The 21,796-nt window shown below is 59.6% G+C and carries 22 protein-coding genes; 13 read left to right on the top strand and 9 right to left on the bottom strand.

The features are described from left to right. Position 1: 1 nt before the first annotated feature. Positions 2 to 298, bottom strand: coding sequence for a hypothetical protein (locus tag ACCW71_RS02705; RefSeq protein WP_436369461.1), 297 nt, complete (start codon positions 296 to 298; stop codon positions 2 to 4). Between the two features lie 435 nt (positions 299 to 733). Between ACCW71_RS02705 and treZ the strand changes: the two genes are divergently transcribed. From treZ to ACCW71_RS02685, 4 genes are all read left to right on the top strand, one after another. Beyond that, the gene (gene treZ, locus ACCW71_RS02700; RefSeq protein ID WP_436369459.1) at positions 734 to 2,521 is read left to right on the top strand and encodes a malto-oligosyltrehalose trehalohydrolase; all 1,788 of its coding nucleotides are present in this window, start codon (positions 734 to 736) and stop codon (positions 2,519 to 2,521) included. Then, positions 2,518 to 5,046, top strand: a complete 2,529-nt coding sequence (treY, locus tag ACCW71_RS02695) for a malto-oligosyltrehalose synthase (protein WP_436369457.1) — start codon at positions 2,518 to 2,520, stop codon at positions 5,044 to 5,046. Before treZ ends, treY begins: the two co-directional genes overlap by 4 nt. Positions 5,047 to 5,096: 50 nt before the next feature. Further along, positions 5,097 to 7,172, top strand: coding sequence for a glycogen debranching protein GlgX (glgX, locus tag ACCW71_RS02690; RefSeq protein ID WP_436369456.1), 2,076 nt, complete (start codon positions 5,097 to 5,099; stop codon positions 7,170 to 7,172). A gap of 127 nt (positions 7,173 to 7,299) precedes the next feature. Continuing rightward, entirely contained in the window at positions 7,300 to 8,064 is a 765-nt protein-coding gene (locus ACCW71_RS02685; RefSeq protein ID WP_436369455.1) for an SDR family NAD(P)-dependent oxidoreductase, read from the top strand. 117 nt (positions 8,065 to 8,181) lie between these two features. On the opposite strand, the gene ACCW71_RS02680 is transcribed toward ACCW71_RS02685, so the two are convergent. Next, the gene (locus ACCW71_RS02680) at positions 8,182 to 8,454 is read right to left on the bottom strand and encodes a hypothetical protein (RefSeq protein WP_436369717.1); all 273 of its coding nucleotides are present in this window, start codon (positions 8,452 to 8,454) and stop codon (positions 8,182 to 8,184) included. A gap of 542 nt (positions 8,455 to 8,996) precedes the next feature. Here ACCW71_RS02680 and ACCW71_RS02675 point away from each other — a divergent pair. Together ACCW71_RS02675 and ACCW71_RS02670 are read left to right on the top strand one after the other, a co-directional pair. After that, on the top strand, positions 8,997 to 9,539 hold the full coding sequence (locus tag ACCW71_RS02675; protein WP_436369453.1) for a TetR/AcrR family transcriptional regulator: 543 nt from the start codon (positions 8,997 to 8,999) through the stop codon (positions 9,537 to 9,539). Further along, the gene (locus ACCW71_RS02670; protein WP_436369451.1) at positions 9,536 to 10,666 is read left to right on the top strand and encodes an MFS transporter; all 1,131 of its coding nucleotides are present in this window, start codon (positions 9,536 to 9,538) and stop codon (positions 10,664 to 10,666) included. The genes ACCW71_RS02675 and ACCW71_RS02670 overlap by 4 nt, the downstream gene beginning before the upstream one ends. A gap of 158 nt (positions 10,667 to 10,824) precedes the next feature. Here the strand turns inward: ACCW71_RS02670 and ACCW71_RS02665 are convergent, their stop codons facing one another. Next, positions 10,825 to 11,061: a hypothetical protein gene (locus tag ACCW71_RS02665; protein ID WP_436369449.1), complete on the bottom strand. Its 237-nt coding sequence runs from the start codon at positions 11,059 to 11,061 to the stop codon at positions 10,825 to 10,827. Between the two features lie 351 nt (positions 11,062 to 11,412). Here ACCW71_RS02665 and ACCW71_RS02660 point away from each other — a divergent pair, with 351 nt between their 5' ends. The 3 genes from ACCW71_RS02660 (at position 11,413) to ACCW71_RS02650 (ending at position 13,718) form a co-directional block, all read left to right on the top strand. After that, positions 11,413 to 11,937, top strand: a complete 525-nt coding sequence (locus ACCW71_RS02660) for an N-acetyltransferase family protein (protein WP_436369716.1) — start codon at positions 11,413 to 11,415, stop codon at positions 11,935 to 11,937. Positions 11,938 to 12,035: 98 nt separating this feature from the next. Further along, positions 12,036 to 13,247, top strand: a complete 1,212-nt coding sequence (locus ACCW71_RS02655; protein ID WP_436369448.1) for a diguanylate phosphodiesterase — start codon at positions 12,036 to 12,038, stop codon at positions 13,245 to 13,247. A 237-nt stretch (positions 13,248 to 13,484) separates the two neighbouring features. Next, entirely contained in the window at positions 13,485 to 13,718 is a 234-nt protein-coding gene (locus ACCW71_RS02650; RefSeq protein ID WP_013357724.1) for a DUF4060 family protein, read from the top strand. A 42-nt stretch (positions 13,719 to 13,760) separates the two neighbouring features. On the opposite strand, the gene anmK is transcribed toward ACCW71_RS02650, so the two are convergent. Next, the gene (gene anmK, locus ACCW71_RS02645; RefSeq protein WP_436369715.1) at positions 13,761 to 14,882 is read right to left on the bottom strand and encodes an anhydro-N-acetylmuramic acid kinase; all 1,122 of its coding nucleotides are present in this window, start codon (positions 14,880 to 14,882) and stop codon (positions 13,761 to 13,763) included. A 282-nt stretch (positions 14,883 to 15,164) separates the two neighbouring features. Here anmK and slyB point away from each other — a divergent pair, with 282 nt between their 5' ends. After that, positions 15,165 to 15,632 (top strand): outer membrane lipoprotein SlyB, encoded by a 468-nt coding sequence (gene slyB / locus ACCW71_RS02640; RefSeq protein WP_436369447.1) that lies wholly within the window; start codon positions 15,165 to 15,167, stop codon positions 15,630 to 15,632. A gap of 42 nt (positions 15,633 to 15,674) precedes the next feature. On the opposite strand, the gene slyA is transcribed toward slyB, so the two are convergent. Beyond that, on the bottom strand, positions 15,675 to 16,112 hold the full coding sequence (slyA, locus tag ACCW71_RS02635) for a transcriptional regulator SlyA (RefSeq protein WP_436369445.1): 438 nt from the start codon (positions 16,110 to 16,112) through the stop codon (positions 15,675 to 15,677). A 150-nt stretch (positions 16,113 to 16,262) separates the two neighbouring features. On the opposite strand from slyA, the gene ACCW71_RS02630 reads away from it, so the two are divergent. The 3 genes from ACCW71_RS02630 to ACCW71_RS02620 are packed head-to-tail and all read left to right on the top strand — an operon-like array spanning position 16,263 to position 19,359. Beyond that, positions 16,263 to 16,499, top strand: a complete 237-nt coding sequence (locus ACCW71_RS02630; RefSeq protein WP_436369714.1) for a DUF1656 domain-containing protein — start codon at positions 16,263 to 16,265, stop codon at positions 16,497 to 16,499. 5 nt (positions 16,500 to 16,504) lie between these two features. Next, positions 16,505 to 17,362, top strand: coding sequence for an efflux RND transporter periplasmic adaptor subunit (locus ACCW71_RS02625; protein WP_436369443.1), 858 nt, complete (start codon positions 16,505 to 16,507; stop codon positions 17,360 to 17,362). Then, complete coding sequence (locus ACCW71_RS02620) at positions 17,359 to 19,359, top strand: FUSC family protein (RefSeq protein ID WP_436369441.1); 2,001 nt, start codon at positions 17,359 to 17,361, stop codon at positions 19,357 to 19,359. The genes ACCW71_RS02625 and ACCW71_RS02620 overlap by 4 nt, the downstream gene beginning before the upstream one ends. On the opposite strand, the gene ACCW71_RS02615 is transcribed toward ACCW71_RS02620, so the two are convergent. From ACCW71_RS02615 to ACCW71_RS02600, 4 genes are all read right to left on the bottom strand, one after another. Further along, entirely contained in the window at positions 19,360 to 19,827 is a 468-nt protein-coding gene (locus tag ACCW71_RS02615; protein WP_436369439.1) for a hypothetical protein, read from the bottom strand. A 129-nt stretch (positions 19,828 to 19,956) separates the two neighbouring features. Beyond that, positions 19,957 to 20,475, bottom strand: coding sequence for a superoxide dismutase [Cu-Zn] SodC (gene sodC / locus ACCW71_RS02610; protein ID WP_436369437.1), 519 nt, complete (start codon positions 20,473 to 20,475; stop codon positions 19,957 to 19,959). 84 nt (positions 20,476 to 20,559) lie between these two features. Beyond that, positions 20,560 to 21,456 (bottom strand): aldo/keto reductase, encoded by an 897-nt coding sequence (locus ACCW71_RS02605; protein WP_436369435.1) that lies wholly within the window; start codon positions 21,454 to 21,456, stop codon positions 20,560 to 20,562. A 68-nt stretch (positions 21,457 to 21,524) separates the two neighbouring features. Further along, entirely contained in the window at positions 21,525 to 21,764 is a 240-nt protein-coding gene (locus tag ACCW71_RS02600) for a DUF1289 domain-containing protein (RefSeq protein WP_436369434.1), read from the bottom strand. Between the last annotated feature and the right edge of the window lie 32 nt (positions 21,765 to 21,796).

The raw sequence follows: 21,796 nt of genomic DNA, 5'->3' as shown, positions 1-21,796 counted from the left end.
CTCAGCTTTTGCTCAGCGCGAAATTCAGCACTTTGTCATTTTTCATCTGCACGGTCAGCGTCTGCCCTTCGGTGGTGTTCAGGGTGCGCGCCTCACTGTAGGTCCATTTCAGCAGCCGCTGCCCGTCCGGGTAAGGGGTTTCACTGTCGGGCTGACCAAACAGCGCGATCAGCTGAGCTTTGGTGGTCTGACCGGCATGGATCTGCTGTAACCGGCCGGTATCCAGATTCTCTCCGACCCGGTTAGAGCAGGCGGAGACCAGCAGCAGCAGGGCCACCAGCAGAGCATTCTTCCTCACGTCATCTCCTTTTCAATGGCATCGGCGCGCAATGTCGCCAGCAGCATCCGGTGGCCTGCACCGGCGCGCTACAGCATAGCCGCAATCGCCGCCGGGCGGCAGGGCTTTCTGCAACGCCGCCCCCACCCGCCGCGCCCGGCGATGCAGAACCGGCGTAATTAACGCAAATTCACCCCTCTCTGCACCGCGCGACCCTGCGATTGCAACATCTTAGACTATGATTACTTTTCGTATGCCGCGTGGAAGCGGTCTCACCGCCCGCTTTCCGCCGCATCACGCTGAATATCCGTCCGGGACGCAGGCTGCAACCCGTCAGCGTCCCGGCTGGCATCCTGGTCTCGCTGACAGATTGATGATTTTTGACGCGCGCTTTATCGACATCCTTCCCGCGCGATGGCGCTCATCGCGCATTTCCAGGTTAAACGAGGCAACTGAATGGAATCCAAATCTTTTTTCAAAAGCTGGGGCGCTGAACGGGTTGCCAGCGACGAGGTGCGTTTCCGCCTCTGGGCAACCGGTCAGCAGCGCGTGACCCTGCGGCTGTCAGGTAAAGATATTGAGATGACGCCGCAGGCGGAGGGCTGGTTTGAAACCCGGCTCAGCGGCGTGGCGCACGGCGCCGAATATGATTTTGTGCTGGCGGATGGCACCACCGTCCCCGACCCCGCCGCCCGCGCCCAGAAAGCGGAGGTGAACGGCCCGTCGCTGGTGATCGATGCCGACGCTTATCAGTGGCAGAACAGTCACTGGAAAGGTCGTCCGTGGCAGGAGTCGGTGGTGTATGAACTGCACATCGGCACCTTTACGCCTGAGGGCACCTTCCGGGCGGCGATTGAAAAGCTGCCGATGCTGGTGGAAACCGGCATCACCATGATTGAAGTGTTACCGGTTTCGCAGTTCGGTGGCAATCGCGGCTGGGGCTATGATGGCGTGCTGCTCTATGCGCCGCACGCCGCCTACGGCACGCCCGATGATTTCAAAGCCTTTATCGATGCGGCACACGGTCACGGCCTTTCAGTGGTGCTCGATATTGTGCTGAACCACTTTGGCCCGGAAGGCAACTATCTGCCGCTGCTCTCCCCCGACTTCTTCCACAAAGAGCGCCAGACGCCGTGGGGCGCGGGCATTGCCTATGACGTGGACGCGGTGCGCCGTTACATCGTGGAAGCGCCGCTCTACTGGTTGCAGGAGTTTAATCTGGACGGGCTGCGGTTCGACGCCATCGATCAGATTGACGATCCCAGCGAAAAGCATGTGCTGATTGAGATTGCCGAGCGTATCCGCGCCACCATTACCGACCGGCCGATCCACCTCACCACCGAAGATTGCCGCAACGTCACCTTCCTGCATCCGCGCGATGACGAGGGCAACGCCCCGCTGTTCACCGGCGAATGGAATGATGACTTCCACAATGCGGTGCATGTGCTGGCGACCGGTGAAGATCACGCCTACTACCAGGATTTCGCCGATCGGCCGGAACAGCGGGTCGCGCGGGCGCTGGCGGAGGGCTTTGTCTACCAGGGCGAAGTCTCGTTGCAGTCGGGCGAGCCGCGCGGTGTGAAAAGCAGCGGCCAGCCGCCGGTGATGTTTGTCGACTTTATCCAGAACCACGACCAGATTGGCAACCGGGCGCAGGGCGAAAGGCTGGTCAGCCTGGCGGGCGTCGAGCGCACGCAGGCGCTGCTGATCACCCTGCTGATGTCACCCCATATTCCGCTGCTGTTTATGGGTGAAGAGTATGGCGAAACCCGGCCGTTCCTGTTCTTTACCGATTTCCATGGCGATCTGGCGAAGGCGGTGCGCGAAGGCCGCGCCCGGGAGTTTGAAGGTCATGCCGGTCATGAAGGTGAAGCGGTGCCGGACCCGAACGATCCCGCCACCTTTGAACAGTCAAAACTCGACTGGCAAAAAACCGGGACGCCTGAAGGTCAGCAGTGGCTGGCGCTGACGCGCCACCTGCTGGATCTGCGCCAGCAGCATATTGTGCCGCTGCTGCACGATGCCGGTGGCGACGCCGGTCAGGTGATCACCACCGCCGACGGTTTTCTGGCGGTGCGCTGGGACTTCCCGCAGGGCACCCTGTCGCTGGCACTGAACGCCGGCGATAAGCGCCAGCCGATGCCCGATCTGCCGGGCGAAACCCTGCTGGCCTGGCCGCAGGCGGAGACCGAACTGGCCCCCAATAGCGTGGTGGTACGCCTTGCTAAGAGAGACGCAGCATGAATATTCCAGTCGCAACCTATCGCATCCAGTTCCGCAACGGCATGACCTTTGACCGCGCGGCGGCGCTGGTGCCCTACCTGAAACAGCTGGGGATCAGCCACCTTTACGCCTCACCCATCTTCAGCGCCACCGCCGACTCGACCCACGGTTACGACGTCACCGACGTCAACCAGATCGAGCCGTCGATTGGCGGCCGTGAAGGCTTTGACCGCATGGCCGCCGCGCTGAAAGCGGCCGGGCTGGGATTAATCCTCGACATCGTTCCCAACCATATGGCGGCCTCGCTGGAGAACCCGTGGTGGCGCGACGTGATAGAGCATGGCGAGCAGAGTCGCTATGCCCGCTATTTTGACATCGACTGGTCACGCCGTCTGACGCTGCCGTTCCTGGGGGATACCTTTGAGGCGGTACTGGCGAATGGCGAGATCAGCGTGCAGCGCGATCCGCAAAGCGGTAAACCGGCGCTGGCCTACTTCGACAACTTCTACCCGCTGGTTCCGCACAGCTGGCAGGGTCGCGAAGAGGCGGTACTCGGCCTGCGCGATGCGGAACAGATTGCGGCGCTGCATGATCAACAGCCGTGGCGACTGATGTCGTGGCGCGATGCGCCCAACGATCTCTCCTACCGGCGCTTCTTTGAAGTCACCGGGCTGGTGGGCGTGCGGGTGGAAGACCCGGTGGTGTTTGACGCGGCGCACCAGCTGATTCTGGAACTGGTGCACAGCGGTGCGGTGCAGGGATTACGGGTAGACCACGTCGATGGCCTGGCCGATCCGCGCGGGTATCTGGAGCAGTTACGCCAGGCGGCCGGTCCCGACTGCTACCTCACGGTGGAGAAAATCCTTGGGGAAAATGAGCAGCTGCCCGATGAGTGGCCGGTCTCCGGCACCACCGGTTATGAATTTATGGCCGCGCTCGCCAATGTGCTGGTGGACAGCGATCGCCTCAGCGGGCTGCGCAAAGCCTACCAGGCGGTGATTGGCAAAACGGTCGATATGAAAGCGGAGCTGCGCGCCGCCAAGCTGCTGATGGCGAATCGCAACTTTGCCGGGGAGTTTAACCGCCTGCTGCAACTGGCGCTGAACATCGCCGACAGCGAAGGCGATGCTCAGCCAGAGGAGACGCTGAAAAATGCGCTGCGCGAGCTGCTGGTGGCCTTCCCGGTCTACCGCACCTACGGCACGCCGGAAGGGCTGACGCCAGCGGACACCGAACTGCTGGAGCAGGTGGTAAGCCAGGTCAAAGCCAGCGCCCATGCGCCCGACAGCCAGGCGCTCGATTTCCTGACCCGCATTCTGCGCGCGGAAGTTGGCGCGGCGGCAGGCGACGACGCCAGCCAGTTCCGCACCCGCTTCCAGCAGCTGACCGGCCCGCTGATGGCGAAATCGGTAGAGGACACGCTGTTCTTCCGTCAACACATGGCGCTGGCGCTGAATGAGGTCGGCGCTGAACCGCTGGCGCGTCACTTCTCGCTGGAGGAGTTTCACGCCGGAATGCAGGCACGCCGCGAGCATCAGCCCGATGCGCTGTCAGGTACCTCGACCCACGACACCAAACGCGGTGAAGACGCCCGTGCGCGACTCTACACCCTGACCGAAGCCCCGGATCGCTGGGCGGCGTGCGTCAGCCGCTGGCGCGAGATGAATCAGCCACAGGTGGTGAAGCTGAAAGATGGACCGGCACCGGAGCCGGCGGTGGAGTGGATGCTGTATGAGGCGCTGGCGGGCGTCTGGCCAACCACCCTGCAACCGCAGGATGCGGATGGCCTGGCGGCGCTGGAAGCGCGCTTTGTGGTCTATGTGGAAAAAGCGCTGCGCGAAGCCAAGCTGCGTACCGACTGGGCGGATAACAACGACGCCTATGAAGAGGCGGTGCTCGGCTATGCGCGTCATCTGCTTGCGCCAACTAATCGCGACTTCCTCAATGACTTCTGCACCGCGCTGCAACCCTTTATGCGTGCCGGGCTGGTCAACAGCCTGACCCAGACCGTGGTGAAGCTGACCGCGCCTGGCGTACCGGACATCTATCAGGGCAGCGAGGCGCTGGACTTCAGCCTGGTCGACCCGGACAACCGCCGCGAGCCTGACTTCGAGGCGCTGGCCGCGATGCTCAGCGCGCCGCAGCAGGATGGCAGCGAGGCGCACTGGCTGCGGGGTCAGGTGAACCAGCAGGCGATTGTGAAACTGCTGACGCTGCGTCAGCAGCAGCCTGCGCTGTTCCGCCACGGTGACTATCTGCCGCTCCCGGTGGAGGGTGAGCAGCAGCAGAAGGTGCTGGCCTTTGCCCGCACCGACCCGCAGCAGGCGGTGATCGTCATCGTCTCGCGTCGGGTGTTAACCACCCTGCCGGATAATCTTGATCGGCCACCGGCGGCACGCTGGGCGCAGACCACTCTCGCCCTGCCCGCCGCGCTGAGCCAGCGCCGCTATCAGGAGGTGCTGACCGGCAAAGAGATCGCCGCTGGCGACCAGCTGCCACTGGCAGAGCTGGCTTCCGCATGGTGCGCCGTGCTGGTGGCACGCTGAAAGTCCGGTTCTGTTGTGCGTCAATCTGTTCAATGAATAACGAGGCATCAATGTCAAACAGTCAGCGTTTTGAAATTACGGCGGGTTACAGCCATTTACTGGGAGCGAACTTCGATGGTCAGGGTGTGAACTTCGCCCTGTTCAGCGCCCATGCCGAGCGGGTTGAACTCTGCCTTTACGATCCCAGCGGCAAAACGGAAATCGCCCGGCTGGATCTGCCAGAATTTACCCATGAAATCTGGCACGGCTACGTGCCAGGCTTACGGCCGGGCGCGCTTTATGGCTATCGCGTTTACGGTCCCTACGACCCGGAAAATGGCCATCGCTTTAACCCGAACAAACTGCTGCTCGATCCCTACGCCCGGGAACTGGCGGGCGACATCGCGTGGAACGAGGCGCATTTCGCCTATGACCTCTATCACGACGATAAAGATCTCACCTTCGACAGCCGTGACAGCGCGCCGTTTACGCCTAAATGCCGGGTGATCGACCCTAACGAGTTTGACTGGCAGGATAAAAACCGCCCGAACGTGCCCTGGCCTGAAACGGTGATCTATGAGACCCACGTCAAGGGCTTTACCCAGCTCAACAGCGCGCTGCCATCCAACATCCGCGGCACCTATGACGGCATGGGCCACAAAGCGACCGTCGATTACATCAAAAGTTTAGGCATCACCTCGGTAGAGCTGCTGCCGGTGCACTGGTTCCCGGACGATCAGCATCTGCTGGATAAAGGGCTGAAAAACTTCTGGGGATATAACACGCTGGGCTTCTTCGCCCCGGCGAGCCGCTACTTCGGCCCGCGCGGCATTCAGGGCTTCCGCGACATGGTACGCGCCTTCCACGACGCCGGTATCGAGGTGATCCTCGACGTGGTCTATAACCACACCGCCGAGGGCAACGAACTCGGCCCGACGCTGTCGTTTAAGGGCATCGATAACTTCTCCTATTACCGCACCCTGCCGGATCAGCATCGTTACTACATCAACGATACCGGCACCGGCAACACCGTTAACACCTCCCATCCGCGGGTGTTGCAGATGGTGCTGGACTCGCTGCGCTACTGGTCGGAATCGATGCATATCGATGGTTTCCGCTTCGATCTCGGCACCATCCTCGGTCGCGAACCGGAGGGCTTCGATCCGCGCGGCGGCTTCTTTGACGCGGTGATGCAGGACCCGATCCTGTCGCAGAAAAAGCTGATTGGTGAGCCCTGGGATATTGGACCGGGCGGCTATCAGGTGGGTGGCTTCCCGCCAGGCTGGGCGGAGTGGAACGATCAGTATCGCGATACGGTGCGGGACTACTGGAAGGGCAACAACGTCTCGACCGATTTTGCCGCGCGCCTGCTGGGATCGGGCGATCTCTACGATCAGCGCGGTCGCCGTCCGTGGGCCAGCGTCAACTTCATTACCGCGCACGATGGCTTCACCCTCAACGATCTGGTGTCGTACAACGACAAGCATAACGATGAGAACGGTGAAGATAATAATGATGGCCACAACGACAACCGCTCCTTTAACTACGGTGCCGAAGGCCCGACCGACGATGAAGGCATTAACGCGGTGCGTGAGCGTCAGAAGCGCAACTTCCTCGCCACGCTGATCTTCTCCCACGGTACGCCGATGCTGCTGGCGGGCGACGAGTTTGGCCGCAGCCAGATGGGTAACAACAATGGCTACTGCCAGGATAGCGAAATCTCCTGGGTACACTGGGATGACCTGCCGGAGTCGGCTGAGGCGCTGCGCGAGTTTACCCGTCAGCTCCTGGCGCTGCGCGCCAAGCAGCCGTTACTACGCCGCGAAAGCTGGCGCGACGGCATGGATATTAAGTGGTTTAACGCCGGAGGCGGTTTCCAGCAGAGCGAGCAGTGGGATGAAGGCTCGACGCTGGGCGTCTATATCGGACGACCCGATTTGCAGACCGAAGAGGGTGTCTGGCATGACGTGCTGATGCTGCTCAACCCGTTTGAGGGCAATGTGCCGTTCCGCATCCCGCAGTTCGGCGAAGGCGGCTGGGTACTGGAGCTGACCACCAGCGATGTGGCGAAACGTGGTCTGGTGATCACCAAAGAGAAGGATTTTGAACTGGAAGGACGCAGCTTCGCGCTGTTCCGCCGCCCCTAGTCACTGAACCGGATTAAAAAGCAGGCAACTGGCGCAGCGCATCTGGCGCTGCGCTTGCGTTTCTGAGCATCACTGCCAGGCTTAATCGGTTGTTAATAGTGATAATAAATGCTGATAAGGAGGCATAATGTCCAGATTTACACAGAAAGTTGTGGTTGTGACAGGTGCCGGGTCCGGCATTGGCGAAGCCAGCGCAAAGCGCTTTGCAGAAGAAGGCGCCTCAGTGGTGCTGGTGGGTCGTACCGCGCAGAAACTGGAAGAGACGCTGGCTGCCCTGACGCCGGGCGACCATCTGGTGGCCGCCTGCGACGTCTCACAGGCAGAACAGGTTAAGCAGCTGTCCGAAACCGTGCTGAACAAATATGGCCGGGTTGACGTGCTGGTTAACAATGCCGGCGTTATCGTGCAGGGCCGTATCCATGAGGTCGATCTCGACGCATGGAAAACCCTGATGGGAACAGACCTCGACGGCGTGTTCCACGGCGTCCACTATTTCATGCCCGCCCTGCTGCAAAGCAAAGGCAACGTGGTGAACATCTCCTCGGTCTCCGGCTTAGGCGGTGACTGGGGCATGAGCATCTATAACGCCGCCAAAGGGGCGATCACCAACTTTACCCGCGCCCTGGCAATGGATTACGGCGCGGATGGCGTACGGGTGAATGCGGTCTGTCCGGGCTTTACCTTTACCGATCTGACCGAAGATACCAAAAACGATCCGGCCCTGCTGGAACGGTTCTACGACCGTATTCCGTTACGCCGCGCCGGTGAAGCGGATGATATTGCTCAGGCGATTCTGTTTATTGCCAGCGATGAGGCGCGTTATATTACCGGCGTCAATCTGCCGGTCGATGGCGGACTGACCGCCTCTAACGGCCAGCCGAAACAGGCCTAAGCCACCCTCAGGCAGCGTATTCACGCTGCCTTTTTTATTCTGCCCAATCCCGCTACTCCGCCCGTAATCTATTCTCTGCCTGTCAGCGCAGCATAATAATGCTTTGCCGCCCGGCGGTTAATGTTTTGGCGTATGGCGGGTCGGCGTCGCCGCCCTGGCGGGTTTAATTACTGTGCTGCTGGTCGGGCAGATAAAACTGCTGAGGCAGGCATTACACTGCGTGACATTAGGGTGATGTATTTTCGCCACGGTCATCGCCTGCTGACGGGTATAAAGCGAGCCAATAAATACGCGCTTATCGTTTTTCGATAAATTAACGCAACCTTCTTTGTGTAAAATCCATCCACCCATGGGACGCGGGCACAGATAATAATAGCTGGCTTTGAGCATGGTATTCATCCTGGTAGTTGCTGTATGTATCGTTAAAAACGAACCAAAATTCGTAAGAGGTTTTTTTTGTTATCTGAAGCATTATTAAACTAACTGAGAATTATCCCTAAAACCACTTTATTGCGTGCAGGAAAGCGACTTTGAGAATATGCCGTTTTCAGCTGTGACTATCGCTTCAGCCATTTTTCGCCCCGCCCCCTATTCTGTCGCATAATTAACGCGCTTCTATTTGTTACGCTAATCGATCAAAAAAAGCGCCATACACCTGATAATCCATATAAAACAGTCCACTAAATGAAATCGACTGAGCGCGGGTGACTCAGACAGCCCGATTCTGATTAGCCGCAGCGGGAATAAAAAAAGGCTCCACAGGGGTATTTATGAGGTTTGGTGAACTGAAGCGAAAAGCGGGGTCGCGCTGCCCGCCACCAGCCATTAAGCGAAACGCTAAACGGGCATGAGTAAGGGATTTATCAATCCCGCTGGCTGCAATCAACCATCACTGGCTTGAAAAAGTAAAACGATCGGTTTACCTTTAAACCATGAAAAAACGAGATGATATTGTTCAGGCGGCCGAGCGGCTGTTTTACCGCTGCGGCTTTCACGCCACCAGCACCGATCAAATCTGTCGCGAGGCGGGCGTCTCCACCCGCACGCTCTATCACCACTTCGCCTCACGCGAGGCGCTGACCGCCGCGGTACTGCGCAGCCGCGAACAGCGTTTTATGGCCGAGCTGCTGCCTCCGCAGCAGCCGGAAGCCATTGCCCGGCTGTTTGCGGTACTGGAGGAGTGGACCGCCGCAAACGGGGCCAGAGGCTGCTTCTTTCTTAAGGCCTGGGGAGAATATGCGGAACGGGACAGCGGCCTGGCAGATCAGGCGCTGGCTTTCCGGGCGGCGATGCGCGCCTATATCACCGAGTGTGTCACCCAGCGCCAGGGCGCAGAGGACGCGCCGCTGAGTGAGGCGATCTGGATAATTTTCGAGGGGACGATCACGGCGGCGCTGTTAACCGGTCCTGCCGTGGCCGGGCGGGCCGCGGCGATGGTGGCTCAGCTGCTGCGCCAGCCTGGTGGCGGCCTGTGAGATCCGCGACCGCACTGGCCCTGACGGGCTTCAGCCTGATCGCCGCGACCTATGGAATGGCACGCTTCTCGTGGGGCGTAATGCTGCCCGCCGTCGCCGCCGATATTCCCTTCAGTCCGCAGCAGGCGGGAGTGCTGTCAGCCTGTAGCTTTGTCGCCTACTGCCTGACCATTGTCAGCGCAGCGGCGCTGGCCGATCGCTTTGGTATCCGGCTGACCGCGCTGCTGGCTTCCCTCTGCGCGACGGCGGGCCTGCTGCTGCTCGCCTGCGCCACCTCACCCCTGCTGCTGGGAGCCGGACTGTTTATCGCCGGGCTTAGCGCCGGTCTCGCCTCTCCCGCGCTGGCGGCGGCGGTGGATCGTCAGGTCAGTGCGGCGGGTCAGCCGCGCATCAATACCCTGATCAACGCCGGAACCAGCGCCGGCATTATTCTGACGGTGATCATCCTGAGCCTGTTACCGGGCGGCTGGCGCAGCGCGACACTGCTCTTCGCCCTGCTGTCGCTGGCCTGTGCTCTGCCGGTGATGCGCCTGCTGCCCGGCGATACCGCAGAGCAGACTTCACCCGCAACCGGCTGGCACCATCGACTCTACCGGCGTTCGATGCATCGCCTGATGGCGATCGCGCTGGGATCGGGTCTGGTCAGCGCCGCCTGGTGGAGCTTTGGTCCGGCGCTGCTGCGTCAGCATCTCGGCCTTGAGGCAGAGATGACCCGTCTGCTGTGGCTGATTGCCGGTGGCGCTGGCATCGCCGGTGCCGCCACCGGACCGATCGCCGCCCGTATCGGACTCAATGCGGTCTACCGGCTGTCACTCTGTGGCATGGCGCTGCTGCTGGTGGTGCTGGCGGTAAGCCATGAGAATTCGGCTCTGCTGTGGGTCGCGGTGGCCTGCTGCGGCGCTGGCTATGTGACGCTATCAGGTGTCCTGCTGGTCTGGGGTGCGCGTGCCACCGAAGAGGCTGCGGCGACCGGGGTCGGCATTCTGTTTCTGATGCTGGCGGTGGGCCAGGTGGTGGGATCGCTGCTGTTTGGTCAGATTTACGCGGCGTTCGGCGCGGTGGCGGCGTTAGCGCTGTTTGCCAGCGGCACCCTGCTGTTACTGTTTTTCGCACCGCCGTCCCGATAAAGCCCACCAGATAGCGTCAGCCAGCGGGTTAGCGGAAATAGCGGTCAGGAAAAAGAGGTTATGCACAAGCTGAAAAGATGATTACCCGGCGATGGCGGGGCGCAACAATAACTCTGACCGCGACGCCTGAGCAATAAATAGCGCTGAGCGGTTCAGCCTCAGATAGTGCGAATATTCTGAATACGCGGGTTTATTTTTTGTTGCAGCAGATCCTGTTCAGGACCGAGATAGTAAGGCACCGCGCACTGTTTACCATCTTTGGTAAAAATAATCTGATTGTCATGCAGAAATAAGGCGGTGAAATGTCCCAGCACCACGCCATTTAATTCAAAGCAGTGATTTCTCGCTTCGCGTAATCCCTGCCTGCTGTTCAGAAAATCGATAAATCGCATCATGCTATGCCGCCGCTAATAAAGTTAATGCTCTGCCGTAATAGTTCAGAATAATAGCCTTAAGCCCGGCGGGAATCATCTGGCGGCCCACCTTTTCAGAATAGGCTTAATAAAGTTCTCGTCGGTCCGAATTAAATCTGATAAAACGCGCGCAGCATTTCTGTCACAATGGCGTCGCGTCTCCGGTCACCCGGCTGATTTTTAGCTGGCGGCGGCCCTGACGCCCACGCCTGCGGTTGAGCCCCACTCAACACCGTCGGCAGAAAACCGCGAGGCGGCCAAAGGCCCTGATTGCATCGCCTGAGCGCGCACTATAGGTTGTTTTTACACTATGCTTATCAGGAGAGCAGTATGATTGAGATTCTGGCGGCGGAAGCGAGTCATATCGCGGCGATTCAGCAGATCTACGCCTGGCACGTGCTGAACGGCACCGCCTCATTTGAAACCGTGCCGCCCGACGCCGCAGAGATCGCCGGGCGGCTGGAGAAGATCCAGCAGGCGGGCCTGCCGTGGTGGGTTGCCATCAGCGAGGGTGTGGTACGGGGCTTCTGCTATCTGGCACCTTATCGCCCGCGTCAGGCTTACCGCCACACGCTGGAGGATTCGATTTACATCGACCCGGACTTTCAGCAGCGCGGCGTGGGTTCGCGTCTGCTGCGACATGCCATTGCCTGGGCGGAACAGGCCGGTTATCGCCAGCTAATCGCCAACGTCGGCGACAGCGAGAACCGGGGTTCAATTGCCGTCCACCGCGCGGCGGGCTTTGAGATCACCGGCACACTGCGGTCGGTGGGGTTCAAGCAGGGCCGCTGGCTGGACACGGTATTTATGCAGCGCCCGCTGGGTTCAGGCGATTCCACCCTGCCCGACAACCTTTAATTCGCACCTGGGGAAACAAAGGGGCGCTGGCCCTCGTTTTCCCCCGTGAAACCTTCTGGTAAGGTGCGCGCACAAAAATAAAAATTTCGGAAGCCTGTATGTTGTCGACAATCATCTATCGCAGCCACATTGTGCCTGATGTGCCGCTTAAGTTTTTGCATGAGCTGGCAATAAAAGCCAATAAAATCAATGAATCATCCAGCATCACCGGAATTTTATTGTTCAACGGCACGCACTTTTTTCAGCTGCTGGAAGGCCCGGAGCAGGCGGTAAAGGCAGTCTATAGCCGGATTTGCCAGGATCCGCGCCACCATAATCTGGTCGAACTGCTGCGCGACTACGCGCCGGCACGCCGTTTTGGCCATGTCGGGATGGAGCTGTTCGACCTGCGCCAGCATGACCCGGAAACGGTGCTGGAGGCGGTGCTGGCCAAATGCACCAGCAAATATCAGATGACCTATGCCGATCGCGCGCTGCAATTTCTGCGCACCTTTGTCGAGGCGCGTGAAAAAGAGAACTACTTTGAGATCCCGGCCGCGAGCAGCTGGACCTTCGTCCGCGACGAGGCGGAGCAGCGTGAAGGCGAAACAAGGCTGATGGCCGCCGATCAGGTCAGCTTCGCCTTTCAGCCGATTGTCGACCCCCTCGCCTGTGAGATCGTCTCGCTGGAGGCGCTGCTGCGCGGTCCGCAGGGCGAACTGCCGCTGGATTACTTCGATCGTCTGCCGCGCGAGCAGCTCTACCTCACCGATTTACAGTCGAAGCGCATCGCGTTCGCTCAGGCCAGGCAGCTCGGCATTGAGGGGATGACGCTGTCGATCAACCTGCTGCCGATGACGCTGGTAGAGGTGCCTGGCGCGGTGCAGTATCTGCTGGATGAGATTGCGGCGCAGGGGCTGGTGCCTGAACAGGTCATGGTGGAGTTCACCGAGAACGAAATTATTTCGCGTCTGGATGAGTTTGAAGCCGCGATTAAACAGCTGAAAGCCGCCGGCATCAGCCTGGCGCTGGATGACTTCGGCGCCGGTTTTGCCGGGCTGTCGCTGCTGACCCGCATTCAGCCCGACAAGATCAAGATCGACCGTAAAATTATCGCTGACGTGCACAAGAGCGGCCCGAAGCAGGCGATTATTCACGCCATCCTGAAGTGCTGCTCCTCGCTTGAGATTGCCGTAATCGCCGAAGGCATTGAGCAGCCTGAAGAGTGGATGTGGCTGGAAGCGGCCGGCGTCACCCAGTTTCAGGGGTTCCTCTTCTCCACGCCGCGGCTTAACGGTGTGGCAGCCGTCGCCTGGCCAGAGCTGCGATAACCGCGTTGCGATTTGGCTGAATCTCCCTCGCGCTGCCTTGCTGAATCACCCGGCTGCTGCTAAATAATAGACAGCAGCGGGTGATGATCATCTTTCTGTCATCTCCCGGTTGCAGAGTCCGTTGTTATCCACTCACTCATTACCCATGATGTTTAGCAGTCAGATGTTCAGTGTTTTTAGGCCAGCGCCACGCTCTATGCGTGGATGCGATTCCAGGGACAGCATTTGAGGAACTGAATGAAGCAAATCATCCGCGGTGATAAAGAGCCCTCCCACATCCTGGCAGCGACCCGCGCGCTTGAAGCGCACTACGCCCGCTACGGAGAAGGCAACAAGTACCATCCCATCATCTACTCCATCGCTTACCGCAGCCGCTTTTACCAGGTTGAGGTGATTACCCGACGTGAAACCATGGTCGCCACGGTGATTACCGGCGTGCGCAACCTGACGCATCTCTCCGGCGCGGCCTGACGCCCGCATACAACAGGGGGGCGTTACGCCCCCCGATACGGTTTAACGTCGATAGAGCGGATTGGCCGGGTAGATCGCGCCAATCACGCTTTTTTCCCGCGCCCCCGTCACCGCTGGCAGATTGCCCGGCAGACCGGAGAGGGTGCGGAATGCCAGCCAGGCAAACGCCAGCGCCTCCATATCATCGCCGCTGATACCCGCCGCATCGGTGGAGCTCACCTCAGTACCGGGCAGCTGCGCCGCCAGCCGCGCCATCAGCAGAGCATTGCGGCTGCCGCCGCCACAGACCAGCAGGCGATCGCAGCCATCATTGAGTAACACCTGCTGCGTAATGGTGATAGCGGTGAGTTCCACCAGCGTGGCCTGCACATCCTGCGGTGCCAGGCCGGGGAAATGGCGCAGCTGCTGCTCCAGCCAGCCCAGATTAAAGTGCTCGCGGCCGGTGCTTTTGGGCGGCGGCAGCGCAAACCAGGGTTCCCGCAGCAGCGCCTCCAGCAGCGCCGGGATCACCCTGCCGCTGCGCGCCCAGCTCGCATCTTTGTCATAGACCTTGCCCTGATTGCGCCAGATCCAGGCATCCAGCAGCATATTGCCGGGACCGGTGTCAAAACCGCGCACCGGCTGGCCAGGGATCAGCAGCGAGAGATTGGCGATGCCGCCAATATTCAGCACCATACGGCGTTCAGTCGCATCCATCAGCAGCGCCTGGTGAAAGGCGGGCACCAGCGGCGCGCCCTGCCCGCCCAGCGCCATATCGCGCCGACGGAAATCACCGACCACGGTCACGCCGGTGGCGGCGACGATCTGGTTATTGTCGCCAATCTGCAAGGTATTGGGGGCGTCGCTTTGCGGTTCATGCCAGACGGTCTGGCCGTGGCAGCCGATGGCGGTCACATCGCTGGCTTCCAGCGACTCACGCTTCATTAAGGTCATCACCGCGTCGGCGAACAGTCTGCCGAGCCGGGTGTCGAGCTGGCCGAGCTGAGACAAGGTCAGACTCTGGCCCTGGCAAATGGCCAGGATCATCTGGCGGAGATCGGGCGGCATCGGATGGCAATAGCTCGCCTGCTGCGCCACCATATTCTCATCGATGGCGGCCAGCACCACGTCGACTCCATCCAGGCTGGTGCCTGACATTACCCCGATATAGCGTCCTGATTTCATAGCCATTCCTTACTCCCGGCGGGCAGTGCGATTCATCTGCGGCTAGCCTGACAAATTATGATCGCGAATTCTATGATTAAATGCTTATTACCCGATCGGGCTGGCAGATAAGCGGAGGAAATTATTTTTCGCTGACGATTGAATTGTTGTTCATCCTGCATAGTCTATGTTAGGTCCGGCCGGGTTTTATTCGGACAGGGATTAATTTGCCAGGTTTGTGTCTTATACTGTGTGCAGGATATTGCGGTAAACGTGGCACCTTCTCGACTAAAGGAGTTTCAAATGATTAAGCGTGTAATTGTGGTCGCTCTGACCGGTGTCATGCTGGCAGGTTGTAGTAATACCAGTACGCTGTCAGGTGACACCTACAGTGCCAGCGAAGCCAAGCAGGTGCAGAGCGTCTCCTACGGTACCTTAGTCTCAGTCCGTCCGGTCAAAATTCAGGGCGGCGATGAGAGCAATGTGATTGGTGCCATCGGCGGTGCCGTACTGGGGGGTTTCCTGGGTAACACCATCGGTGGCGGTGCCGGACGCAGTCTGGCGACAGCCGGTGGTGCGGTACTCGGCGGCGTCGCGGGTCAGGGCGTCCAGGGCGCGGTGAACAAAACCGATGGCGTTGAACTGGAGATCCGCAAAGATGATGGCAACACCATCATGGTGGTGCAGAAACAGGCGGCTTCACGTTACTCCGTCGGCCAGCGCGTGGCGATGGCGTCCAACGGCAGCCAGGTGACGGTCTCACCTCGCTAAGCATGCCAGACAAAAAAAACCGACGCCTGGGCGTCGGTTTTTTTATTTCTCTTTATGTTGCAGTTCGAGAATGTTCTTCTCAAGCCGGGCGATCAGCGTGACCATCTGATTGATCTCCTCCCGACTGATGCCAGACAGAATGTCATCCCGCGTCGCATCAATCACGCTCTCAACCTGCTCGATAATCGGCTCCGCCTGCTGCGTGAGCTTGATGCGTTTAGCACGACGATCGCTGGCGCAGGTGGTACGGGTAATCAATCCTTTCTCTTCAAGCTGATCCAGGGTGCGCACCAGCGATGGCTGCTCGATGCCGATCGCTTTCGCTAACTGAATCTGTGACTGTTCTGGCGGCAGTTGATGAATATTGTGCAACGTCACCCAATGTGTCTGAGTCAGTTCAAGCGGCTTCAGCCGCTGATCAATCAACGCGCGCCAGATGCGCACCAGCCGAGACAAATCCGTTCCAAGGGGCGTATCCATTTCATCTCCTTATAATTAGCTTGCTAGCTATCAAGCCAGATTTTACACTATTCTGCGAGTTTACAGGACAAATTACAAATCCCGGACCCGGTCAGGATAATGCGTCATCGCTTTCCCTCTGCCGTCTGGGTTAACGAAGGATGTTGCTACGTGCTCAGCCATGTTTTTTCAGGCGCGAAACCGCTGACCGATCTGGTGGTGGGCGCCTCTCTGTTCTTTCCGCCCATATTCAAAGCGGTGATACTCGGCTTTTTTTTCTGGCTGATGATCCATCCGCTGCTGCGTGGCTGGATCTACTCCGGCGATGTCTGGCATCCCACCCTGTTTGATCTCTCCCTGTTTGTGCTGTGCGTTACCGCTGCACTCTGGCTCATCGGTCACGGATAATCGAAATGAAATTCAACGCGGTAAAATATTTCTCCACGCTGGTTGTCTTTGCCCTGGCGCTGCTGGCCGGTGGCTGGCTGTGGAACTACTACATGCAGTCCCCCTGGACCCGTGACGGCAAGGTGCGGGCGGAACTGGTGGATATTACGCCCCAGGTGTCAGGCCGGATCCTTCAGCTCCGGGTTAAGGATAATCAGTTTGTGCATCAGGGTGAGGTGCTGTTAACGCTCGACCCGGTGCCGTGGCAGATCGCACTCGACAACGCTGCCGCCCAGCAGAGCAAAGCGGAAGCGGAGCTGGTGAAAGCACAGCATGAATTCAACCGGCGCAGCAAACTGCCGCGCAATATCATCTCAGCTGAGGATCTGGATGCCGCGCGGCTGAGCGCTGAGGCGGCGGCGGCCAGCGCGAAAGCGGCCCAGGCGGAGTGGGAGCAGGCTCGCTGGAATCTGCAACAGACCACCCTCACCGCGCCGGTGGATGGCTGGATCACCAATCTGACGCTGCGGCCCGGCAACTATGCCACCGCCGGCACTCCGCTGTTTGCGCTGGTCGACAGCCACTCTTACTACGTGATGGGCTATTTTGAAGAGACCAAGCTGCGCCATATCCGCCCCGGCGCAGCGGCGCAGATCGTACTCTACAGCAACGGCAGCCGGTTGCAGGGTCAGGTGGACAGCATTGGTCGCGCCATCTACGACCAGAGCGTTGAAACCGATAGCGGTCTGGTGCCCAATATTAAGCCCAACGTGCCCTGGGTACGGCTGGCGCAGCGGGTGCCGGTGCGCATCCGCCTCGATCCACTGCCGGCGGATGTGCCGCTGGTGGCGGGCACCACCTGCACCATCACCATTCAGCCATGAATCTTCAGTGGCTGGCCTGGGACCAGTTGCCCTGGATCAAAGCGAACGCCAACCAGTGGCGTTATGCGCTGCGCAACACTATCGCCATGTGTCTGGCGCTGAGCATCGCCTATGGGCTGGATCTCGATGAGCCCTACTGGGCGATGACCTCCGCCGCGGTGATCAGCTTTCCCACCGTGGGCGGCGCGATCAGTAAAAGCCTGGGCCGCATCGTCGGCAGTCTGGTCGGTGCCACCGCGGCGCTGCTTATCGCCGGACACACGCTGAATGAGCCGTGGCTGTTTACCTTTGCGATTGCTGGCTGGCTGGCGCTCTGTACCGGCATCGCCAACCATTATCAGAACAACGTGGCCTACGCCTTTTCGCTCGCAGGCTACACTGCGGCGATCATCGCGTTCAGCAGCGTAAATGTGACCGACATTACCACCCTGTGGACCATCGCCCAGGCGCGCGTCTGTGAGGTGATCTCCGGCATCCTCTGCGCCGGATTCATGATGATGGTGCTGCCGAGCACCTCGGACGGGGAAACGCTGATCACCTCGCTGAAGCAGATGCATGACCGGCTGCTGGAACATGCGGTGCTGCTGCTCCAGCCTTCGGCCAGCGATAACATCCGCACCGCCCATGAAAATGTTATCAGCCAGATCCTGACCATGAACCTGCTGCGCATTCAGGCCTTCTGGAGCCACTATCGCTTCCGCCGACAAAATAACGTGCTGAACTATGTGCTGCATCAGCAGCTGCGGCTGACCAGCGTGCTCTCCAGCCTGCGCCGTATGCTGCTGAACTGGCCTGACGCCCCTCAGGCGCTGTTTGAGGCGCTGCAACAGCTGCTGGCGGAGCTGGGAAAACCGGCCTGCGACAAATACCGTCTGGCGCTGATCCTGCGCAGCGTCACTCCACCGGCGGATGGCGACTACCGGCAGCGCGCCTTTTGTCAGCGCCTGCGCTACTTCTGCTGGATGTACCTTAATGTGCTGCGCTGGATCCGTCTGCTGGAGCGCGCTGACGCCGACACCCGCTTTCAGCCGCCGCCGGTTCCGGCACTGGCGCGTGACAATGATAGCGCCGAAGCGGGCTGGAGCGCCCTGCGCACCTTCTGCGTTATCGTGCTGGGCTGCGCCTTCTGGATCACCACCCAGTGGTCATCGGGCGCCGCCGCCCTGACGTTAACCGCCATCGCCTGCGTGCTGTACGCCTCATCCCCTTCACCGGGCGGCAGCGTCACCCTGCTGCTGAAAACCCTGCTGTTGCTGTTCGCCTTTAGTTTTGTGATGAAGTTTGGCCTGATGGTACAGATCAGCCAGCTGTGGCACTTTCTACTGTTTCTGTTCCCGCTGCTGGTGACGCTGCAACTGTTTAAATTGCAGCAGAAAAAGCGCGCCGGATTGTGGGGGCAGTTCATTGTCTTTATGGGATCCTTTATCGCCGTCACCAATCCGCCGACCTGGGATTATCAGGACTTTTTTAACGATAACATCGCCAAAGTCTGTGGGGTGCTGCTGGCGTGGCTGGCGTTCCAGATCCTGCGTCCCAGTTCCGATGCCCGGCGCAGCCGCCGCCATATCCAGGCGTTACGGCTGGCCTTTCTCGATCAGCTGCGCCGACGGCCGCGGCTCAGCGAGAGCCGCTTTGAATCGCAGATCTACCATCGTATCAGCCAGCTCAGCCACAGCCGGGATGAACAGGCGCGCGTCTGGTTGCTGCGCTGGGGAGTGGTGCTGCTCAACTGTTCACATATTGTCTGGCAGCTGCGTGAGTGGCGCGCTGGTTCCGATACGCTGATGAAATTCCGCGACAGCATCCTGCAAAATCTGCAACAGATTATCAGCAGCCGCGGTGTGCGACACAGCTTGCTGGATCAGACGCTGTCAGAGCTGGAGTCGATGATTGGATCACTGCTGGCGCTGAAGAGTAACGAGGCCAGCGAGCTGGCGGGGATTATCTGGCGGTTGCGCTGTTCGCTGGCACAGCTGAAGCAGGCCGTGCCAGCGTGATCACTGGCAATATTGCTGTTGCTGACGGTTAAATTCGTCCTGCAACTGTTGCAGCGTTTTGTGGCCTTCGAAACGGGTTTTATCCACTTCGGTCATCGGTTCGATCACCAGCGCTTTCTCATCCGGCGAGAAGATAAAGCGGCGCGTCAGTTCGGTGCCGGTAAAACTCTGACCGTGGATCCCGCCGCACACCATCGTCATGGTGCGACGATAGATAGTGGTATCGGTGAAGTTGGTTTCCGTGGCGCTGCGAAACACCTGCTGACAGCCCTGCGCTTCCAGCCGGCGCACCATATTGCGGCTTAACCACTCCCGCCCTTTGGCGATCTTTTCACAGGTGATACGCATCGGGTTGGTGTCGATGGTGCGCTGAAGTTCACGCCCGGTTTCGGTGACCAGCTGCGTATCATTGGGTTTATCGCATCCCACCAGCAGCAGACACAGCAGTAATGCACCCTTGAATTTCATTTTCCTGCTCCTTTCCCATCACGCTTTCTTACCTGAATCAATATCATAGGGGGGAAACGGCAGGGATGGTACAACAATTCATAAACCGGCAGGAGAAAAGCGGGCGGCCATCATCTGCCGCCCGGCGCGTCAGATCACCCCGCAGGCGTAGCGCGCGCCACCGCCGCCCAGCGGTTGAGGATGATCGGCATGATTATCGCCGCCGACATGCACCATCAGCGCTTTACCTTTGATGTCGCTCAGCGATTTAAGACGCGGCGCCAGCACCGGATAGCTGGCGCTGCCCCTGTCATCGACATAGAGTGCCGGCAGATCACCGGCATGGCCCTCCGCGTAAGGCCCCCGATGTTTGCCGCTGCTGGCGGGATCGAAATGACCGCCTGCCGCGCCCGCGGCCACCACTTTGCCTTCCGATTTACCCGGCTCACAGCTGCCTTCTGCGTGGACATGAAAGCCATGAATGCCGGGCTGAAGCCCCTGCAATGTCGGGGTGAATTGCAGACCATACTGCGTCTCTTCAATCTTAACCGTGCCCAGCGATGTTCCGATGCCTTCGGCCGAGACCTGATTTAGCGTGACCTGCTCGCTGGCAGCCTGTGCCGTGCCGCAGGCAAGCAGGGCGAATAGCGTCACTGTTTTCAGTTTCATAATGACTCCGTTTGCGGACCAGGGGGTGACTAAAGCCTGGCCGCTATCGCGCGAGTCTGCCGAAGATTGACGCAGCTTTACGCTTCAGGGCACATCAAATCCCAGCGCCGCTTTACGGATGCGGAACCACTGCTGACGTGTCAGGGTGAGCGTCAGCGCACCTGCCGCCTCGCTGACCCGCGCCGCTTTACCGGAACCGATGATTGGCAGCGGCCGGGAAGGCAGCATCAATATCCAGGCATAGACCACCTGCTCCAGACTGGTGGCGCCGGTTTCCTGGCGTACCGCTTCCAGCTCCTCACGCAGCGGCTGAAAGTGCGGGTCGTTAAACAGCCGACCGCCGCCTAGGCAGGACCAGGCCATTGGCCGGATGCGCAGTTGCTGACACTGATCGAGTGAGCCATCCAGTACCCCACTTTGCTGTACCGGCGAGATCTCCAGCTGATTGGTGACCAGCGAAAACGGCAGACGGGATTGCAGCAGCGAGAACTGGGCGGGAGTGAAGTTAGAGACGCCAAAATGGAGCACCTTGCCGCTGCGATGCAGTGCCATAAAGGCTTCGGCTACCTGGTCGGCATCCATTAAGGGATCCGGGCGATGGATCAGCAGCAGGTCAAGGCGATCGGTGTGGAAATGACGCAGTGAATTCTCCGCGCTGGTAAGGATATGCGCTTTGTCCGTGATGTAGTGGCCAATCTGATGCTCTGGCCGGGCGCGGGTCGCGATACCGCATTTGGTCACAATCTGGAGCTGGTCGCGCAGGCCGGGTGCCAGCGTCAGCGCCTCGCCAAAGGCCGCTTCACACTGATAGTCGCCATAAATATCCGCATGATCAACGGTGGTGATGCCAAGACTCAGATGATGCTCGATAAACGCCACCCGCTGCTGAGGCGACATGCCCCACTCCATCAGGCGCCAGTACCCCATAATCAGCGGTGAAAAGTCGGGCCCCTGTGAGGCGATGGCTTGCGGTTCTAACATGACATTCTCCCTGTTGCGCGTTGGCTGAAATTAGCGTGACAGAGAGTATAACGGAAAGCGGAAAAGTGTCAGAACAGCTCCGGCTGCTGCGGATCGCGCGAGTCGTCGCTTTTTGACTGTCGTTGCAGGCGCTGGCGGCGCTGCTGGCAGAGGCGTAACACCTCCCGCTTCTGCGCGTCGCTGAAGCGCAGCCAGTTGAACCGCTCATCGCGGCTGCGTAGACATCCCAGACAGTAGCCGCGTGCATCGCTCTGGCAGATGCCGCGACAGGGGCTGGGAACCGGGAAGAACTCAAGCTGTTCGGCCACCACCACTCCGCATCATTTCATCAACAGACCAG

The sequence above is a fragment of the Pantoea sp. C2G6 genome (genome assembly GCF_051336815.1).
Taxonomy (GTDB): Bacteria; Pseudomonadota; Gammaproteobacteria; order Enterobacterales; family Enterobacteriaceae; genus Pantoea.
This window is presented reverse-complemented; position numbering and strand designations above follow the sequence as displayed.

What these genes read in the sequence shown, in the direction of transcription:
- treZ (WP_436369459.1), top strand. Translation starts at nt 734, where the DNA reads ATGGAATCCAAATCTTTTTTCAAAAGCTGGGGCGCTGAACGGGTTGCC.
- treY (WP_436369457.1), top strand. Translation starts at nt 2,518, where the DNA reads ATGAATATTCCAGTCGCAACCTATCGCATCCAGTTCCGCAACGGCATG.
- glgX (WP_436369456.1), top strand. Translation starts at nt 5,097, where the DNA reads ATGTCAAACAGTCAGCGTTTTGAAATTACGGCGGGTTACAGCCATTTA.
- ACCW71_RS02685 (WP_436369455.1), top strand. Translation starts at nt 7,300, where the DNA reads ATGTCCAGATTTACACAGAAAGTTGTGGTTGTGACAGGTGCCGGGTCC.
- ACCW71_RS02680 (WP_436369717.1), bottom strand. Translation starts at nt 8,454, where the DNA reads ATGCTCAAAGCCAGCTATTATTATCTGTGCCCGCGTCCCATGGGTGGA.
- ACCW71_RS02675 (WP_436369453.1), top strand. Translation starts at nt 8,997, where the DNA reads ATGAAAAAACGAGATGATATTGTTCAGGCGGCCGAGCGGCTGTTTTAC.
- ACCW71_RS02665 (WP_436369449.1), bottom strand. Translation starts at nt 11,061, where the DNA reads ATGATGCGATTTATCGATTTTCTGAACAGCAGGCAGGGATTACGCGAA.
- ACCW71_RS02655 (WP_436369448.1), top strand. Translation starts at nt 12,036, where the DNA reads ATGTTGTCGACAATCATCTATCGCAGCCACATTGTGCCTGATGTGCCG.
- ACCW71_RS02650 (WP_013357724.1), top strand. Translation starts at nt 13,485, where the DNA reads ATGAAGCAAATCATCCGCGGTGATAAAGAGCCCTCCCACATCCTGGCA.
- anmK (WP_436369715.1), bottom strand. Translation starts at nt 14,882, where the DNA reads ATGAAATCAGGACGCTATATCGGGGTAATGTCAGGCACCAGCCTGGAT.
- slyB (WP_436369447.1), top strand. Translation starts at nt 15,165, where the DNA reads ATGATTAAGCGTGTAATTGTGGTCGCTCTGACCGGTGTCATGCTGGCA.
- slyA (WP_436369445.1), bottom strand. Translation starts at nt 16,112, where the DNA reads ATGGATACGCCCCTTGGAACGGATTTGTCTCGGCTGGTGCGCATCTGG.
- ACCW71_RS02625 (WP_436369443.1), top strand. Translation starts at nt 16,505, where the DNA reads ATGAAATTCAACGCGGTAAAATATTTCTCCACGCTGGTTGTCTTTGCC.
- ACCW71_RS02620 (WP_436369441.1), top strand. Translation starts at nt 17,359, where the DNA reads ATGAATCTTCAGTGGCTGGCCTGGGACCAGTTGCCCTGGATCAAAGCG.
- ACCW71_RS02615 (WP_436369439.1), bottom strand. Translation starts at nt 19,827, where the DNA reads ATGAAATTCAAGGGTGCATTACTGCTGTGTCTGCTGCTGGTGGGATGC.
- sodC (WP_436369437.1), bottom strand. Translation starts at nt 20,475, where the DNA reads ATGAAACTGAAAACAGTGACGCTATTCGCCCTGCTTGCCTGCGGCACG.
- ACCW71_RS02605 (WP_436369435.1), bottom strand. Translation starts at nt 21,456, where the DNA reads ATGTTAGAACCGCAAGCCATCGCCTCACAGGGGCCCGACTTTTCACCG.